This is a genomic window from Paraburkholderia aromaticivorans (assembly GCF_012689525.1).
Taxonomy (GTDB): Bacteria; Pseudomonadota; Gammaproteobacteria; order Burkholderiales; family Burkholderiaceae; genus Paraburkholderia; species Paraburkholderia aromaticivorans_A.
The window spans coordinates 2847097-2862912 of record NZ_CP051516.1; the positions used below are offsets into that span (position 1 = coordinate 2847097).

A 15816-nucleotide genomic window follows, 5' to 3' on the forward strand; every position below is an offset into this window, starting at 1 on the left:
GCGGACACCCGCGAGGCTCAATTCAAATCAAACTCAAACGATATTCTGGGCGAAACCGGCGGCCGATTCCATGTCGACGGCAACGATCCGCGACACGCCCTGCTCCTGCATGGTCACACCGATCAACTGCTGCGCCATTTCCATCGCGATCTTGTTGTGCGAAATGAACAGGAACTGGGTTTTGTCCGACATCGCACGCACAAGGTTCGCGAAACGTTCCGTGTTGGCGTCGTCGAGCGGCGCGTCCACTTCGTCCAGCAGACAGAACGGCGCGGGATTCAACTGGAACATCGCGAACACCAGCGCGGTCGCCGTCAGCGCTTTTTCGCCGCCCGACAGCAGGTGAATCGTCGAATTCTTCTTGCCCGGCGGCTGCGCCATCACCTGCACGCCGGCGTCGAGAATTTCGTCGCCGGTCATGATCAGCTTCGCCTGGCCGCCGCCGAACAGACGCGGGAACAGTTCGCCAAAATGATGGTTGACCTGGTCGAAGGTGCCTTGCAGGAGCGTGCGCGTTTCCGCGTCGATCTTGCGGATGGCGTCTTCGAGCGTTTCGATCGCGCTGTTCAGGTCGGTCGATTGCGCGTCGAGGAACGACTTGCGCTCGCTCGCCGCCTTCAGTTCGTCGAGCGCGGCCATGTTGACCGGACCGAGCGCGGTGATGGCGTTGTTGATGCGCGTGACTTCGCCCTGCAGGTACGACGGCTTCATGTCCGGCGTGAGCTTGGCCTGCAACTGCGCCTCGTCGACACCGGCCGCTGCCAGTTGCTCGATGAATTGCTCGCCGTTCAGGCGCGCCGCCTGTTCCTTCAACTGCAATTCGTTGATGCGGTCGCGCAGCGGCTGCAGCGCGCGCTCGGCGGTCAGACGCGTCTCGTCGGCGGCACGCAGCTTGGCGGTGAGATCGTCCAGTTCGAGGCGCGCGGCGTGCAGCGCTTCTTCCTTGACGGCGCGAATATCGAGCGCGTCCTGCAGGCCGGTATGCGCGGTCTGTTGGTTGATGGTTTCCAGCTCGGCGCGCGCATCTTCCAGCGACGCCGCGACACGCTCGCTCTGCTCGTGCGCGACCTGAATGCTGCGCTTCAGCTCGTCGATGCGGTTCGCCATGTTGCGGGCGGCAAAGCGCGCGTCGGTGGCGGCACGGTCGAGATCGCGCGCCTGGCCGCGAGCGGCGGTGAGTTGTTCGTCGAGCGCCTCAAAGGCCAGTTGATGATCTTCGAAACGCGCCTGCAATTCGGCGAGTTCTCCGTCATGGCGCTCGAAGTTAGCTTCCGACTCCGCGCGCATGGCGCGCTGCTCTTCGATCTGCGCGGTGATCTCACCGAGTTCCTCGTGGATCTGCGTGCTGCGCTGGGTGTAGCGCTCGTGCGCCTGCGTGAGCTTGAGCGCGTCCATTTGCAAGGCGTGCACGCGCTGCGTGGCGCGCTCCGCCTGCTGACGCACATCGGTCAAGACCTGGGCGGCTTGCGTGTGAGCGGCTTCAGCGCGGATCGCGGCGGCCTTCGCTTCGTCCGCGAGCAAGGCTTGCGCGCGAACTTGACGCGCCAGATTTTCGATTTCCTGCTGACGGGCCAGCATGCCGGCCTGCTCGGAATCGGCGGCATACAGTTGCACGCCAACGCGCGTCACCACATGCCCCGCCTTGACGACGAACGAGCCGCCTTCCGGCAATTGCGAGCGCATGGCGAGCGCCTGCTGCAGATCGTCGGCGACGAACGCGAGGCCGAGCCAGTCATTCAGAACCGCACGGATGCCCGCGTCGTCGATCCGCACGAGCGACAGCAGCGGCCGCAATGCAGGCGGCGTGGCGGCCGGCTGACCGGCTACCGGCGGCGCATAGAAAGCGAGCTTGGCGGGCGGCGCGTCGGTGGCGAATGCCTTGACCCAGTCGAGGTTCGACACTTCCAGCGCGGCGAGACGCTCGCGCAGCACGGCCTCGAGCGCGGCTTCCCAACCGGCTTCGACATGCAGCTTTTTCCACAGACGCGGCAGGCTGCCCAGTTCGTGCTTTTCGAGCCACGGCTGGATCTTGCCTTCGGTCTGGACGTTTTCCTGCAACTGCTTGAGCGCGGCAAGGCGCGCGTCGAGCTGATGAATCTGGGCGCTTTCCGCTTGCACGCGTTCCTGCGCGGTGCGGCGTTCGCCATCGAGGCGCGGCAGCGTTTCCTGCGCGTCGGACAGACGCGTTTGCGCGTCGTGCAGGATCTCTTCGTGCTCGGCGAGCTGCATGCGCACGTCTTCGAGCTGCGCTTCGTCCGGGGCGTCGAGACCGCCCGCTTCCGACTTCAAACGCTCATGACGCGCCTGCAGTTGCTGCAATTGCTGATCGGCATTGCGCTGATGCGCGGCTTCGAGCTTGAGCGCCTGTTCGGTCTGCGCGATGCCGCCGCGTTCGGCGTTCAACTCCGTTTGCGCATCGCGCCAGCGCGCTTCGAGCGCGGGCATCGCGTCGTGCTTGGCGGCGGCTTCGTCTTCGGCCAGCGCGGCTTTTTCTTCAGCGACGGCCAGTTGTTCTTCAGCGTCTTCGAGATCGTCTTGCGCTTTTTGCGCCTGCGACTGCCATTGCTCACGCTGCGCGTTCAGCGCGGCGATCTGCGCCTGCACGCGATTGCGCGATTCGACGATGAACTTGATCTCGGCTTCGAGCCGGCTGACTTCCGAATTCGCCTCGTACAGCGCGCCTTGCGCGCCTTGCATCGCGTCGCTGGCGGAGTAATGCGCGACGCGCAGCGTTTCGAGTTGCGCTTCGACTTCACGCAGTTTCGCGGTATGCGCTTCGAGATCGATCTGAGCCTGTTCGATCGCGCGTTGCTGGCGTTCCTGCTCGCCGCCCGCTTCGTTCTTGCGCAACAGCCACAGGAGACGCTGCTTCTCTTCACCGTCGGACTGCAGTTCCTTGTAACGCGTGGCCACAACGGCCTGCGCTTCCAGTTTCTCCAGATTCGAACTGAGTTCCCGAACGATATCTTCGACCCGCGTCAGATTTTCCCGCGTGTCGTGCAGACGGTTCTCAGTTTCGCGGCGGCGTTCCTTGTACTTCGACACGCCCGCGGCCTCTTCGAGGAACACGCGCAGCTCTTCCGGCTTCGCCTCGATCAGGCGCGCGATCATGCCCTGCCCGATGATCGCGTACGCGCGCGGCCCAAGGCCGGTGCCGAGGAAGATGTCCTGAATGTCGCGGCGGCGCGCCGGCAGATTGTTGATGTAGTAGCTCGAGGTGCCGTCGCGCGTGAGCACGCGCTTCACGGCGATTTCGGCATACTGCCCCCACTGGCCGGCGGCACGGCCGTCGGCGTTGTCGAACACCAGTTCGACGCTGGCGCGGCTACCCGGCTTGCGCGCGGTCGAGCCATTGAAGATCACGTCCTGCATCGACTCGCCGCGCAGCTCGGAGGCGCGCGATTCGCCGAGCACCCAGCGCACGGCGTCGATGATGTTGGACTTGCCGCACCCGTTCGGTCCCACCACGCCGACTAACTGGCCCGGGACCTGGAAATGCGTGGGATCGACGAATGACTTGAAGCCAGCGAGTTTGATCGAGGTCAGACGCACGGCGATTTCGCTGTTTGAAAAGGGAAAAAAATAGGTGGCTCGTGAAGGCCGCGCCAGCCGTTCGCCGACAGAGCGACACGGCCCGCGAACCCTCGCGCCTCGGGTGCCGGCTTCATGCGTTGAGGCATGCGCCGGCTAATGAGGGGCAATCATACCATCGCGCGTGGGCGGTTTTTGCCGTCCTTAGGGTCGTCGAGGTGTGCATCGCGCCCGTCGGCGATACTCGTCTTCTGAATGGCCGGGTCGGGCGGCATGGCCTTGGTCCGATGCACCCAACTGGACAGCGCCGAAGCCAGCACGATGCACGCGCCGCCCGCCCATTCGCGCGGACCGGGCGACTCGCCGGCGAAGAGCCACGCGGACAGCGCCGTGACCACGATTTCGAACAGCATGATGATCGATGCCCGGTTGGCCGGCACGCGCGAGAGCCCGTACTGCACCAGCATATTGTTCGACGCCAGCAGAAAGCCGAGGCCGAGCACCAGCCAGGCGGCCGTGCCGAGATGCGCGCCGGTGGGCGGCGCGGGCATCGCCTCGAACAGCGAGGCACAGGCGCCAAAAAGCGCCGCGCCGCCGAAGATCGTCGCGGTGCGCATTTCCGGCTTCATATCCGGCAACACGCGGCTCGTCTTGAGGATCAGCACGTTGCTCATGGCGAAGCCCATGCCGCCCGCGAGGCCTGCCCATTCGGCGAGATTGCCGGGCACGGGAATGCCCAGTTGCGGCGACCACAGCATGGTCATCGCCCCGGCCAGCGACAGCGCGGCGAGTCCCGCGCCCGCCCACGTCAGCCGCTCATGCAGGATGAAGTGCGCGAAGAGCGCGGTCCACGCGGGGGTGAGATAGAACAGCAGCAGCACGCGCATCACCTGGCCGTGAATCGAGCCCCACACGAAGCCGAGGTTGGTGATGCCCGCCGCCAGCGCGAGCGCCGGCAGCAGCCAGTGCCAGCGCACCGTCTTGAGCGCGCGGTAGCGCACCAGCAGGACGAACAGGCAGCCGGCGCCGCTCGTCAGCGCGCTGGCCGCCGTGCCGGTCACGCCGAGCGCCGCCAGCATGCGCAATGGATACCAGATCACGCCCCACACCGACGCGCCCAGCATGATCGCGAGCGTCGGCCAACCGTTGCGAAGCCAGTTGGTCATGGTGCGGGGCTCCTTGCGGAGGTGATCGGGGTGTGTCTGTCGCGGACTACGCCGCTCGTTGCACGGGCGCTAATGAAGTTTGGGCCGAGAACTGCGGCGTTTCTGCCAAAGGCGCTGGTGGCGTTCCGGCCAAGGACTGCTGCGTTCCTCGCCAAGGCGCCGGGGGCGTTGCGGCCCAGGACTACGGCGGTCCTTTGTTAGGCGCTGGTGGCGTTCCTTCCGCGGACCGCGGCGCTCCTGCGCCTGTTGTGTCCGGATGTCTCCAAGACTGCTGCGTACATTGCTGCTCCTGCTTCTTTCTTGCGCGAGCCGTCGGCGGCTCGCGTCGTTCCCGCTGCAGCGCATTGCCTGCGCCGCCTGGCGGGTTGCGCCGTTGCTCAATGGCGCGATGTCCTTCACCTGCTTAGCTCTTCACCTTGCCTTCACTGCGCTGCCGTGGATCGCCCGCGCGACGCCGCCGCGCCATGCGCGCCCGCTAACCGCCACGCCACCGTATGCCCGCCTCGCCACGCTATAATCATTCGCTCGCCGCTGCTGCCGGCCGTTCAGCGTGTTTTGTGCGTTTTACCGCCGCCGGCGCGTGCCCCGCTTTTTTCTGCATCCTTTTCCGCAGCCGTCTCTCGCCCATCTTCGATCAGGCTCGATCCGCCCAGTGAATCCGCTACTCGACTCCCTCCAGCCCTACCCGTTCGAAAAGCTGCGCGCGCTTTTCGCGGACGTCACGCCGAGCGCCGGCCTTGCGCATATCAGCTTTGGCATCGGCGAGCCGAAACACCCCACGCCCGCGCTGATCCGCGATGCCGTGGTCGCCTCGCTGGGCGGCTTGTCCTCGTATCCGGCCACGATCGGATCGCCGGCGCTGCGCGAGTCGATCGCGAAATGGGTCACGCGGCGCTACAACCTGCCGCCGGTCGATCCGGCCTCCCAGGTGCTACCGGTGTCGGGTTCGCGCGAGGCGCTGTTCGCGCTCGCCCAAACCGTGCTCGACCCGAAAAAGAATGCTGACGGCGAGCCTGCGATCGTACTCTGTCCGAACCCGTTCTACCAAATCTACGAAGGCGCGGCGATTCTGGCCGGCGCGCAGCCGTACTTCGTGAATAGCGATCCGGCGCGCAACTTCGCCTGCGACTATTCGGCGGTGCCGGCCGACATCTGGGCGCGCACGCAACTGCTCTATGTCTGCTCGCCCGGCAATCCGACCGGCGCGGTGCTCACGCTCGACGACTGGCGCGAACTGTTCGCGCTGTCGGACCGCTACGGCTTCGTGATCGCCTCGGACGAGTGCTACTCCGAAATCTATTTCGACGAAGCCAATCCGCCGCTCGGCGGCCTCGAAGCCGCGCACCGGCTCGGTCGTGGCTTCGAGCGGCTCGTCATGCTTTCGAGCCTGTCCAAGCGCTCGAACGTGCCGGGCATGCGCTCGGGCTTCGTCGCGGGCGACGCGGCGATTCTGAAGGACTTCCTGCTATACCGGACATACCACGGCGCGGCCTTGTCGACGGTGTTCCAGAGTGCCAGCATCGTGGCCTGGAATGACGAGACGCACGTGCGCGAGAACCGCGCGAAGTACGTGCGGAAGTTTTCCACCGTGACGCCGATGCTCGCCGAGGTGCTCGACGTGCGCCTGCCGGATGCCGCGTTCTATCTGTGGGCAGACGTCTCGCGCACGGGCCTCACGGACACCGAGTTCGCCCAGCGCCTCTACGCCGACTATAATGTGACGGTTCTGCCGGGCTCGTTCCTCGCGCGCACTGCGCACGGCGTGAACCCCGGCCGCAATTTCGTACGCATGGCGCTCGTCGCCGACGTCGACGAATGCACGCAGGGCGCGCAGCGGATCGTCGATTTTTGCCGCGCGCTGGCGGGTTGAGTTTTCGTTGATTGCAACCCCGCGCACCGCATCCCTTCTTCCGACTTCAACTCTTCGATAAAGCACGCATATGTCGCAACAACTTCAGCAGATCATTGACACCGCCTGGGAAAACCGCGCCGAACTGTCGCCGAAGGCCGCTCCGGCCGACGTGCGCGAAGCCGTCGCCCACGCCATCGAGCAACTGGACAAGGGCGCGCTGCGCGTCGCGGAAAAGAAAGATGGCGACTGGGTCGTCAATCAGTGGCTGAAGAAAGCCGTGCTGCTGTCGTTCCGCCTGGAAGACAACGCGCCGATGCCGGCCGGCGGCTACTCGCAGTTCTACGACAAGGTGCCGTCGAAGTTCGCCAACTACACCGCTGAAGACTTCGCCGCCGGCGGCTTCCGCGTGGTGCCGCCCGCCATCGCGCGCCGCGGCTCGTTCATCGCGAAGAACGTCGTGCTGATGCCGTCGTACACCAACATCGGCGCGTACGTGGACGAAGGCTCGATGGTCGATACGTGGGCCACCGTCGGTTCGTGCGCGCAGATCGGCAAAAACGTCCACCTGTCGGGTGGCGTGGGCATCGGCGGCGTGCTGGAGCCGCTGCAGGCGAACCCGGTCATCATCGAGGACAACTGCTTCATCGGCGCGCGTTCGGAAGTGGTGGAAGGCGTGATCGTCGAAGAAAACTCGGTGATCTCGATGGGCGTGTACCTCGGCCAGAGCACCAAGATTTACGACCGCGAAACCGGCGAAGTCACGTACGGCCGCATTCCGGCGGGCTCGGTGGTGGTGGCGGGCAACCTGCCGTCGAAAGACGGCTCGCATAGCCTCTACTGCGCCGTGATCGTCAAGAAGGTGGACGCCAAGACGCGCGCGAAGGTCGGCCTGAACGAGCTGCTGCGAGGCGACTGATGGCGCGCGGCACCAAAACCGTCGTCTACGGCATCCCGAACTGCGACACCGTGAAGAAAGCCCGCGTGTGGCTGGAAGAGCACGGCGTCGAGTTCGAGTTCCACGACTTCAAGAAACACGGCGTGACCGAACCGCTCGTGCAGGACTGGCTGAAAGACGTGAAGCTCGACGCCTTGCTGAACCGGCGCGGTACCACGTGGCGCGCGCTGTCCGATGACATGAAATCGGCTGCGGACACGCAGTCGGGCGCGATCGCGTTGATGATCCACAAGCCGTCGGTGATCAAGCGGCCGGTGCTGGTGGTCAACGGCCGCGTCAAGTCGCTCGGTTTCTCCGCGGACGATTACGCGGCGCTGTTTGCGTAAGAGCCGCGCGGTTCGTCTGATCCGGCGCGCGGAGCTGATCGCCGGAGTGGGTGGCCGGCTCGTACGCAAGTCTCGGCGCACGCGCCGAGCGCAACACGCAGTAAAACGCGGCCTGGCCGCGTGGCTCAAAAGCTGTTGCCGGCTGCGGTGCTCAACCGCCAGCCGGCATTTTTTCATTTCAAAGTGGCTTGTATCGAATCCATGTCCGGCACCCTCGCCCTTACCGAACAACTGATCGCGCGCGCCTCCGTGACGCCCGACGACCAGCATTGCCAGCGCCTCCTGATCGAGCGCCTGTCCGCGCTCGGCTTCGAGCACGAGACGATCGAATCGAACGGCGTGACCAACCTGTGGGCCGTCAAACGCGGCGTCGACGGCACCGCGGGCAAGCTGCTCGCGTTCGCCGGCCATACCGACGTGGTGCCGACGGGCCCGCTCGAACAGTGGCACTCGGCGCCGTTCGAGCCGACCCATCGTGACGGCAAGCTGTACGGCCGCGGCGCGGCGGACATGAAAGCCTCGATCGCGGGCTTCGTGGTGGCGAGCGAGGAGTTCGTCGCCGCGCACCCGGCGCACCGCGGCACGATCGCCTTCCTGATCACGAGCGACGAAGAAGGCCCCGCCACCGACGGCACCGTGAAGGTCGTCGAAGCCTTGCAGGCGCGCGGCGAGCGCATGGACTATTGCCTCGTCGGCGAACCGACTTCGAGCGCCCAGTTCGGCGACATGGTGAAGAACGGCCGGCGCGGTTCGATGTCGGGCAAGCTGCTCGTCGAAGGCGTGCAAGGCCATATCGCCTATCCGCATCTGGCGAAGAATCCGGTGCATCTGCTCGCGCCCGCGCTGGCCGAACTGGTCGCCGAACGCTGGGACGACGGCAACGAATATTTCCCGCCCACCACGTGGCAGGTGTCGAACATTCACAGCGGCACCGGCGCGACCAACGTGATTCCGGGCCATGCGGACGTGATGTTCAACTTCCGCTTCTCGACGGCTAGCACGGTGGAAGGACTGCAAGCCCGCGTGCATGCGATCCTCGACAAGCACGATCTCGACTACGATCTGCAATGGACCGTGAGCGGCCTGCCGTTCCTCACGCCGCGCGGCGATCTGTCGAACGCGCTTGCCAAGGCGATCAAGGACGAAACCGGCGTGAGCGCGGAACTGTCGACCACCGGCGGCACCTCGGACGGCCGTTTCATTGCGCGCATCTGCAAGCAGGTGATCGAATTCGGCCCGCTGAACGCCAGCATCCACAAGATCGACGAACATATTGAAGTCGCACACATCGAGCCGCTGAAGAACGTGTATCGCCGCGTGCTCGAACAACTGATCGCCTGAACAAGGACTATTTGCGATGACGCTCCCGTTTTCCACCGTTCGCGACCTGCTGCGTTTCGCGGTCTCGCGCTTCAACCAGGCCGATCTGTCGTTCGGCCACGGCTCGGCCAATGCCTATGACGAAGCCGTCTATCTGGTCCTGCACACGCTGCATCTGCCGCTCGATCTGCTGGATCCGTTTCTCGACGCGCGTTTGACCGCGGCTGAAATCGACGCCGTGCTGAACGTGATCGAGCGCCGCGCCACCGAACGCGTGCCGGCCGCCTACATCACGCAGGAAGCCTGGATGCACGGCTTCCGCTTCCACGTGGACGAGCGCGTGATCGTGCCGCGTTCGTTCATCGGCGAATTGCTGCAGGACGGTTTGCAGCCCTACGTGGAAGATCCCGAGCAGGTGAGCGCCGTGCTGGAGTTGTGCACGGGTTCCGGCTGCCTCGCGATTCTCGCCGCGCACGCGTTCCCGAATGCGGATATCGACGCGGTGGACCTGTCGGCGCCCGCGCTGGAAGTCGCCGCGCGCAACGTCACGGACTACAAGCTCGACGACCGCGTCGCCCTGTTCGAAGGCGATCTGTACGCGCCGCTCGCGGAGCGCCGTTACGACGTGATCATCAGCAACCCGCCGTACGTGAACGCGGCGTCGATGCAGGATCTGCCCGCCGAATACAAGCACGAGCCGGAGATGGCGCTGGCGGGCGGCGTCGACGGCATGGACATCGTGCGCCGGATCATCGCCGAAGCGCGCAACTGGCTGACCGACGAAGGCGTGCTGGTCGTCGAAATCGGCAACGAGCGGCAACACGTGGAAGCGGCATTCGGCGGGCTCGATCTCGTCTGGCTGTCGACCAGTGCCGGCGACGACAACGTGTTCCTGATCCAGGCGGCTGATTTGCCGGTTTGAGGTTTGATCGCTTCTTCGGGATGCGGTGCGCGCGGCGTGGGTTGTCATGCTGTGCGTGCCGTGTCTGAATGAAGCGGCTCTCCCGAGCACTTGCTTCGAGCCCAGGACTCGACCGGACTCCCCAAATCCGGCTCTCCCGCTCCCGACAAAAACAAAAGTGTTCTGTCCTCCGCGACCATCCCGCAATCGCGCGCGACCACGCGGCTTTGCCCCCCAGCTTGACCATTCCCCCCCAACGCACGCACGTTCGGTAAGATGAGCGCGGTCAGCTGCCCGGCGCTCATCGAGCCGGCCCGGGCAGCGCTTCGCCAACCCAACGCCTGCCTATGCAATTCGACCTGCTTCACATCGGCACGCTGGTCGCCCTCTGCCACATTCTCGGCGTGGCCGCGGCATGTCACGCGATTCTCAACACGCGCACTTCGCAAGGCGCGATCGCGTGGGCCGTGTCGCTGGTCGCGATGCCTTATCTGACGCTCGTGCCGTATCTGTTCCTCGGCCGCAGCAAGTTTGCCGGCTACGCGGACGCGCGCCGCGTCGAAAACGAACTGCTGCGCACGCGCGCGCATCCGCCGGAATGGGATATGCGCGCCTCGTCAGCGGGACTGCCGACGCTGGAACTCGGCGGCCGGCTCGTGCATTCGCTCACGCGCCTCGGCGGCATGCCGTTTTTGCCCGGCAACTCGGTGCGCACGCTGGTGAACGGCGCAGCGACCTTCGAGGCCATCTTCGACGCCATCGAGAATGCGCGCCGCTACGTCATCGTGCAGTTCTTCATCGTGCGCGACGATGCGCTCGGCGAAATGCTCAAAGACGCGCTGATCGCGAAAGCGCAACAAGGCGTGCGTGTCTACTTCCTGTACGACAGCATCGGCAGCTTCGATCTGCCGCACCGTTATGTGGCGGCGCTGCGCGCGGGCGGCGTGGAGACGCATCCATTCGCTACCAATCGCCGCTTCGTCAACCGTCTGCAACTGAACTTCCGCAATCACCGCAAGATCGTTTCGGTGGATGGCGAACGCGCGTTTGTCGGCGGCCACAACGTGGGCGTGGAATATCTCGGTGGCAAGCCGCCGCTCTCGCCGTGGCGCGATACGCATATCGAGGTGCGCGGGCCGGCGGTCGCCAGCATCCAGTTCGTGTTCACGGAAGACTGGCACTGGGCCACGCAGCAGTTGCCTGAGTTCGACATGCCGCCCGCGCCAGACGCCGACTCCGCGGCGGGACACAACATGCACTGCCTCGTCGTGCCGAGCGGTCCGGCGGACAAGCAGGAGACCTGCTCGCTGTTTTTCGTCGAAGCGATCAACGCGGCGCGCGAGCGAATCTGGATCACCTCGCCCTACCTGATCCCCGACGAGGCGGTGTTCTCAGCCTTGCGGCTCGCGGCGCTGCGCGGCGTGGACGTGCGCATTCTGATTCCGAGCCGGCGCGATCACATCGTGGTGTTCGCCGCCTCGAAACTGTATGCGTACGACTCGCTACGCGCGGGAATCCGGATCTTCCGCTACCAGCCGGGCTTTCTGCATCAGAAGGTGGTGCTGATCGACAGTGCAGCCGCGGCAATCGGCAGCGCGAATCTCGACAACCGCTCGTTCCGGCTGAACTTCGAGATCATGGTGCTGACCGTGGATCGCGGCTTCGCCAAAGAGGTCGAAACGATGCTGCTAGCCGACTTCGCCGAATCGCGCGAAATCGACCGGAATGAGTACCGCAAGGCAACCGCTTTGAAACGCGTGTTGATGCACGTGGCGCGTCTCTTTTCGCCGATCCTGTAGCGGCCGCCGCCTCACAGCAGCTTTTCGATGTCCTCGGTTATCGCCTCGGGCTTCGTCAGCGGCGCATAACGCTTCACCACGTTGCCGTCGCGGCTGATCAGGAACTTGGTGAAATTCCACTTGATCGCTTCCAACCCCAGCAGACCCGGCGCCTCGCCCGTCAGATAGCGGAACAGCGGATGTGCGTTCGCACCGTTCACGTCGATCTTGTCGAACATCGGGAATGTCACGCCGTAGTTCTTTTCGCAGAAGCTGCCGATCAGCGCGGCGTCGCCCGGCTCCTGCTTGCCGAACTGGTTGCAGGGAAACCCCAGCACCGCGAGCCCGCGTGCCGCGTAGGTGCCGTACAGCTTCTGCAAGCCCGCGTACTGCGGCGTGAACCCGCATTCGCTCGCCGTGTTGACGATCAGCAAAACCTTGCCGTCGTACTGCCCGAGGCTTACTTCCTCGCCGCCGAGCGTGCGTGCCGAAAACGAATAAATCGATGTCATGTGCTCCCCCCGTGAAAGCCGTCAGTCTATGCCAAAAGCTTCGCCGGTACAGTCGGCCGAATGGCCGATCCCGGTTGAGCGCCCGGTGTCGGGCCCGGCAGTCTAAAATAGCGGTTTTCTTCAGCCGGCCTCTTCGTGATCCGCTTTAACCAGTTCAGCCTCGCGCGCGGCACCAAGCCGCTCTTCGACAACACCACGTTCACCCTCAACCCCGGCGAGAAGGCCGGCCTGGTGGGGGCGAACGGCGCGGGCAAATCGACGCTGTTCGCCGTGCTGCTGGGCGAATTGCATGCGGACGGCGGCGATTTTTCGATCCCGCCGAACTGGCAGATCGCCCACGTCGCGCAGGAAACGCCCGCCGCGGACAAGACCGCCCTCGCCTACACGCTGGATGGCGACGCCGCATTGCGCGCGATCGAAGCGGCGATTGCCGCCGCCTCCGCCGCGCATGACGGCGCGGCCGAAGGCGAAGCGCACGCCGCATTCGCCGACGCCGACGGCTACACCGCGCCCGCGCGCGCCGAAGCCCTGCTGCTCGGCCTCGGCTTCACGCTCGATCAGACCCGCAAGCCGGTCAGCAGCTTCTCGGGCGGCTGGCGCATGCGGCTGAATCTGGCGCAGGCGCTGATGTGCCGCTCCGATCTGCTGCTGCTCGACGAACCGACCAACCACCTGGATCTCGACGCGATCGTCTGGCTCGAAGACTGGCTGGACCGTTATCCGGGCACGCTGATCGTGATCTCGCACGACCGCGAATTCCTCGATTCGGTCTGCAATGTCACGCTGCATCTGGAACAGCAGCAGATCAAGCGCTATGGCGGCAACTACTCGCAATTCGAAGTGCTGCGCGCGCAGCAGATCGCGCTGCAGCAAAGCGCGTACGAGAAGCAGCAGCGCACGGTCGAGCATTTGCAGAGCTACATCAACCGCTTCAAGGCGCAGGCCACCAAGGCGCGCCAGGCGCAGAGCCGCGTCAAGGCGCTGGAAAAGATGGAACTGATCGCGCCGGCGCATGCGTCCTCGCCATTCACGTTCGAATTCCGCACGCCCGATTCCGCGCCGAATCCAATGATGGTGATGGAAGACGTGCGCTGCGGCTACCGCAGCGAAGGCGAACCCAGTGTCGAGATTCCGATCGTCGATCACGTCATGCTGTCGATCCAGAACGGTCAGCGCATCGGGCTGCTCGGCGCGAACGGCCAGGGTAAGTCCACGCTGATCAAGACGCTGGCCGGCACGCTGGAGGCGCTCGGCGGCCACGTGCGCGAAGGCAAAGGGCTGCGCATCGGCTACTTCGCACAGCATCAACTCGAAACGCTGCGCCCGGACGACACGCCGTTGCAACACGTCGCGCGCCTCGCACCGGACACGCGCGAGCAGGAATTGCGTGACTTCCTCGGCAGCTTCAACTTTTCCGGCGAGATGGCGACCTCGAAGATCGCGCCCTTCTCCGGCGGCGAAAAAGCCCGCCTCGCACTCGCGCTGATCATCTGGCAAAAGCCGAACCTGCTGCTGCTCGACGAACCGACCAACCATCTGGATCTCGAAACACGTTACGCGCTGACCATGGCGCTCGCGCAGTTCGAAGGCACGCTGATTCTGGTGTCGCACGACCGGCATCTGCTGCGCGCCACCACCGATCAATTCATGCTGGTCGCGAAACATCGGCTGCAGGAATTCGACGGCGACCTTGACGACTACCGCGACTGGCTGCTTCAACATGCGGCCGAACAGCGCGCGGCGCTCAAGGCGGGCGCGGCGTCGAGCGGCGCGAACGGCGGTGACAGCGCGGACAACGGCGTGAATCGCAAGGAACAGCGGCGCCTCGAAGCGGAAACGCGTCAGAAGCTCGCGCATCTGAAAAAACCGCTGCAAAGCCGGATCACGAAGATCGAGAAGGAAATGGACACGCTCAACGCGGAGAAGGCGACGCTCGATGCGTTCGTCGTCGATCCGGCGAGTTACGAGCCCGAACAGAAAAGCAAACTGACGGAGGCGATCCGCCGTCAGGCAGATGTGAACGCGCGCCTCGAAGCGCTCGAAGCCGAATGGCTCGAGACTCATGAGGAACTCGAACAAATCGGCTAGCGGCACGCTGTTTCAGGTCCGCGCCGGCATCGACGGGAGGTTGGCTTTGTCATCCGCGACATCATCCGTCTCAACGCCTGATTCATCGGCCGCAGCTTCGGCCACTTCGTCGGCCGCTTCACCGGCCGCGTCCGCGCCGCCCGCGCTGCAAGGGCTGCGCGTGCTCGATCTGACACGCCTGCTGCCGGGACCGGTCGCCGCCCTGCGGCTCGCCGAGCTGGGCGCCGACGTGCTGAAGATCGAAGCGCCCGGCGCCGGCGATCCCACCCGCACGATGATGCAGTCGTCGAGCGATCGCGTGGCCGGGCGGCCCGGCGCGTTTTACCGGCTGGTGAATCGCGGCAAGCGCGAAACGCGCCTCGACCTCAAGTCCGAGGCGGGACGCAACGTGCTGTGCGCGCTCGCCGCGGAAGCGGACGTGCTGATCGAGAGTTTCCGGCCCGGTGTGATGGAGCGGCTGGGCCTCGGCTACGAAACGTTGCGCGCGCTCAATCCCCGGCTGGTCTACTGCGCAATCAGCGGATACGGCGCGAGCGGTCCGTTCGTCGACCATGCAGGGCACGATCTGAACTACATCGGCTATGCGGGCGTGCTCGATCAACTGGCGGGCCGTGACGGCGCGCCGATCCTGCCGAATTTCCAGATTGCCGATCTGCTCGGCGGTGCCCTGAGCGCGGTCACGCAGATTCTCGCGGCGCTATGGCATGTGTCGCGCGGCGGCGAAGGCCGCTTCGTCGATGTCTCCATGACGCATGTCACCCACGCGCACAACGTGGTGGCGCAGGTCGCGCTCGCCAATGATGGCGCGGCGCCTGCTGCCGGCGCCGGTCTGCTGAATGGCGGCGTGCCCTGCTACAACCTGTACCGCACGCTCGATAACCGCTGGCTCGCGGTCGGCGCGCTCGAACTGAAGTTCTGGGAAACGCTCTGCATGGCGCTCGACCGACCCGAATGGGCCACGCGCCACTGGAGTCTCGGCCAGGCGATCGGCGGTCCGGACGCGGCCGCGCTCATACAGGAACTTGCCGACGTGATCGGCAAGCGTCCGCTGGAAGAATGGGTTTTGCTGCTGGAGCCGCTCGACTGCTGTGTCTCGCCGGTGCTGACGGCGGCCGAAGCCGCGCGGCATCCGCTGTTCAATCCGTAGGCTTAAGAGGCGGCAAGCGCGAGTGGTGACGACGAAGAAGCTAGATTGAGCAGGTAGTGGGCGGATGAATTTGCGCGGCGGTGCAGTCCAGGCTGGCGGGCAAAACCGGGCTTGGTGTTCAGCGCGTTTGCCCCCGACAGGCTGATCGGCACAGATAGCCTGATTGGCCTCAATTGCGGCGTCGGAGGCATTGGCCTGGTCTGCGGCATTGCGCTATTTGCGCCGTTTGCGCCATTTGCC

Annotated in this window: 11 protein-coding genes; 8 read left to right on the plus strand and 3 right to left on the minus strand. The window is 65.1% G+C overall.

Features of this window, described 5'->3' with window-relative positions:
- Nucleotides 1–33: 33 nt before the first annotated feature.
- Entirely contained in the window at nt 34–3552 is a 3519-nt protein-coding gene (gene smc, locus HF916_RS40945; RefSeq protein ID WP_168794385.1) for a chromosome segregation protein SMC, read from the minus strand.
- A 149-nt stretch (nt 3553–3701) separates the two neighbouring features.
- Nucleotides 3702–4697, minus strand: a complete 996-nt coding sequence (locus HF916_RS40950) for a DMT family transporter (protein WP_168794386.1) — start codon at nt 4695–4697, stop codon at nt 3702–3704.
- A gap of 652 nt (nt 4698–5349) precedes the next feature.
- Here HF916_RS40950 and dapC point away from each other — a divergent pair.
- From dapC to cls, 6 genes are all read left to right on the plus strand, one after another.
- Nucleotides 5350–6567 (plus strand): succinyldiaminopimelate transaminase, encoded by a 1218-nt coding sequence (gene dapC / locus HF916_RS40955; RefSeq protein WP_168794387.1) that lies wholly within the window; start codon nt 5350–5352, stop codon nt 6565–6567.
- 70 nt (nt 6568–6637) lie between these two features.
- The gene (gene dapD, locus HF916_RS40960) at nt 6638–7465 is read left to right on the plus strand and encodes a 2,3,4,5-tetrahydropyridine-2,6-dicarboxylate N-succinyltransferase (protein ID WP_128595311.1); all 828 of its coding nucleotides are present in this window, start codon (nt 6638–6640) and stop codon (nt 7463–7465) included.
- The gene (locus HF916_RS40965; protein WP_168794388.1) at nt 7465–7830 is read left to right on the plus strand and encodes an ArsC family reductase; all 366 of its coding nucleotides are present in this window, start codon (nt 7465–7467) and stop codon (nt 7828–7830) included. Before dapD ends, HF916_RS40965 begins: the two co-directional genes overlap by 1 nt.
- Nucleotides 7831–8031: 201 nt before the next feature.
- Nucleotides 8032–9171, plus strand: coding sequence for a succinyl-diaminopimelate desuccinylase (gene dapE / locus HF916_RS40970; RefSeq protein ID WP_168795827.1), 1140 nt, complete (start codon nt 8032–8034; stop codon nt 9169–9171).
- Nucleotides 9172–9187: 16 nt separating this feature from the next.
- Nucleotides 9188–10072 carry a 50S ribosomal protein L3 N(5)-glutamine methyltransferase gene (gene prmB / locus HF916_RS40975; RefSeq protein ID WP_168794389.1) on the plus strand — a complete coding sequence of 295 codons (885 nt, stop codon included), beginning with the start codon at nt 9188–9190 and terminating at the stop codon, nt 10070–10072.
- Between the two features lie 326 nt (nt 10073–10398).
- Nucleotides 10399–11850, plus strand: a complete 1452-nt coding sequence (gene cls, locus HF916_RS40980) for a cardiolipin synthase (protein WP_168794390.1) — start codon at nt 10399–10401, stop codon at nt 11848–11850.
- Nucleotides 11851–11861: 11 nt separating this feature from the next.
- Here cls and HF916_RS40985 read toward each other — a convergent pair whose 3' ends face one another.
- On the minus strand, nt 11862–12341 hold the full coding sequence (locus HF916_RS40985; RefSeq protein WP_168794391.1) for a glutathione peroxidase: 480 nt from the start codon (nt 12339–12341) through the stop codon (nt 11862–11864).
- A gap of 135 nt (nt 12342–12476) precedes the next feature.
- Here HF916_RS40985 and HF916_RS40990 point away from each other — a divergent pair, with 135 nt between their 5' ends.
- Entirely contained in the window at nt 12477–14429 is a 1953-nt protein-coding gene (locus tag HF916_RS40990; RefSeq protein ID WP_168794392.1) for an ATP-binding cassette domain-containing protein, read from the plus strand.
- A gap of 145 nt (nt 14430–14574) precedes the next feature.
- Entirely contained in the window at nt 14575–15576 is a 1002-nt protein-coding gene (locus HF916_RS40995; protein WP_168795828.1) for a CaiB/BaiF CoA transferase family protein, read from the plus strand.
- The last annotated feature ends 240 nt before the right edge of the window (nt 15577–15816 follow it).

Excerpts from the sequence above, each read along its gene's own strand:
- HF916_RS40950 (WP_168794386.1), bottom strand. The coding sequence starts at position 4,697 with ATGACCAACTGGCTTCGCAACGGTTGGCCGACGCTCGCGATCATGCTG.
- dapD (WP_128595311.1), top strand. The coding sequence starts at position 6,638 with ATGTCGCAACAACTTCAGCAGATCATTGACACCGCCTGGGAAAACCGC.
- HF916_RS40965 (WP_168794388.1), top strand. The coding sequence starts at position 7,465 with ATGGCGCGCGGCACCAAAACCGTCGTCTACGGCATCCCGAACTGCGAC.
- dapE (WP_168795827.1), top strand. The coding sequence starts at position 8,032 with ATGTCCGGCACCCTCGCCCTTACCGAACAACTGATCGCGCGCGCCTCC.
- prmB (WP_168794389.1), top strand. The coding sequence starts at position 9,188 with ATGACGCTCCCGTTTTCCACCGTTCGCGACCTGCTGCGTTTCGCGGTC.
- cls (WP_168794390.1), top strand. The coding sequence starts at position 10,399 with ATGCAATTCGACCTGCTTCACATCGGCACGCTGGTCGCCCTCTGCCAC.
- HF916_RS40985 (WP_168794391.1), bottom strand. The coding sequence starts at position 12,341 with ATGACATCGATTTATTCGTTTTCGGCACGCACGCTCGGCGGCGAGGAA.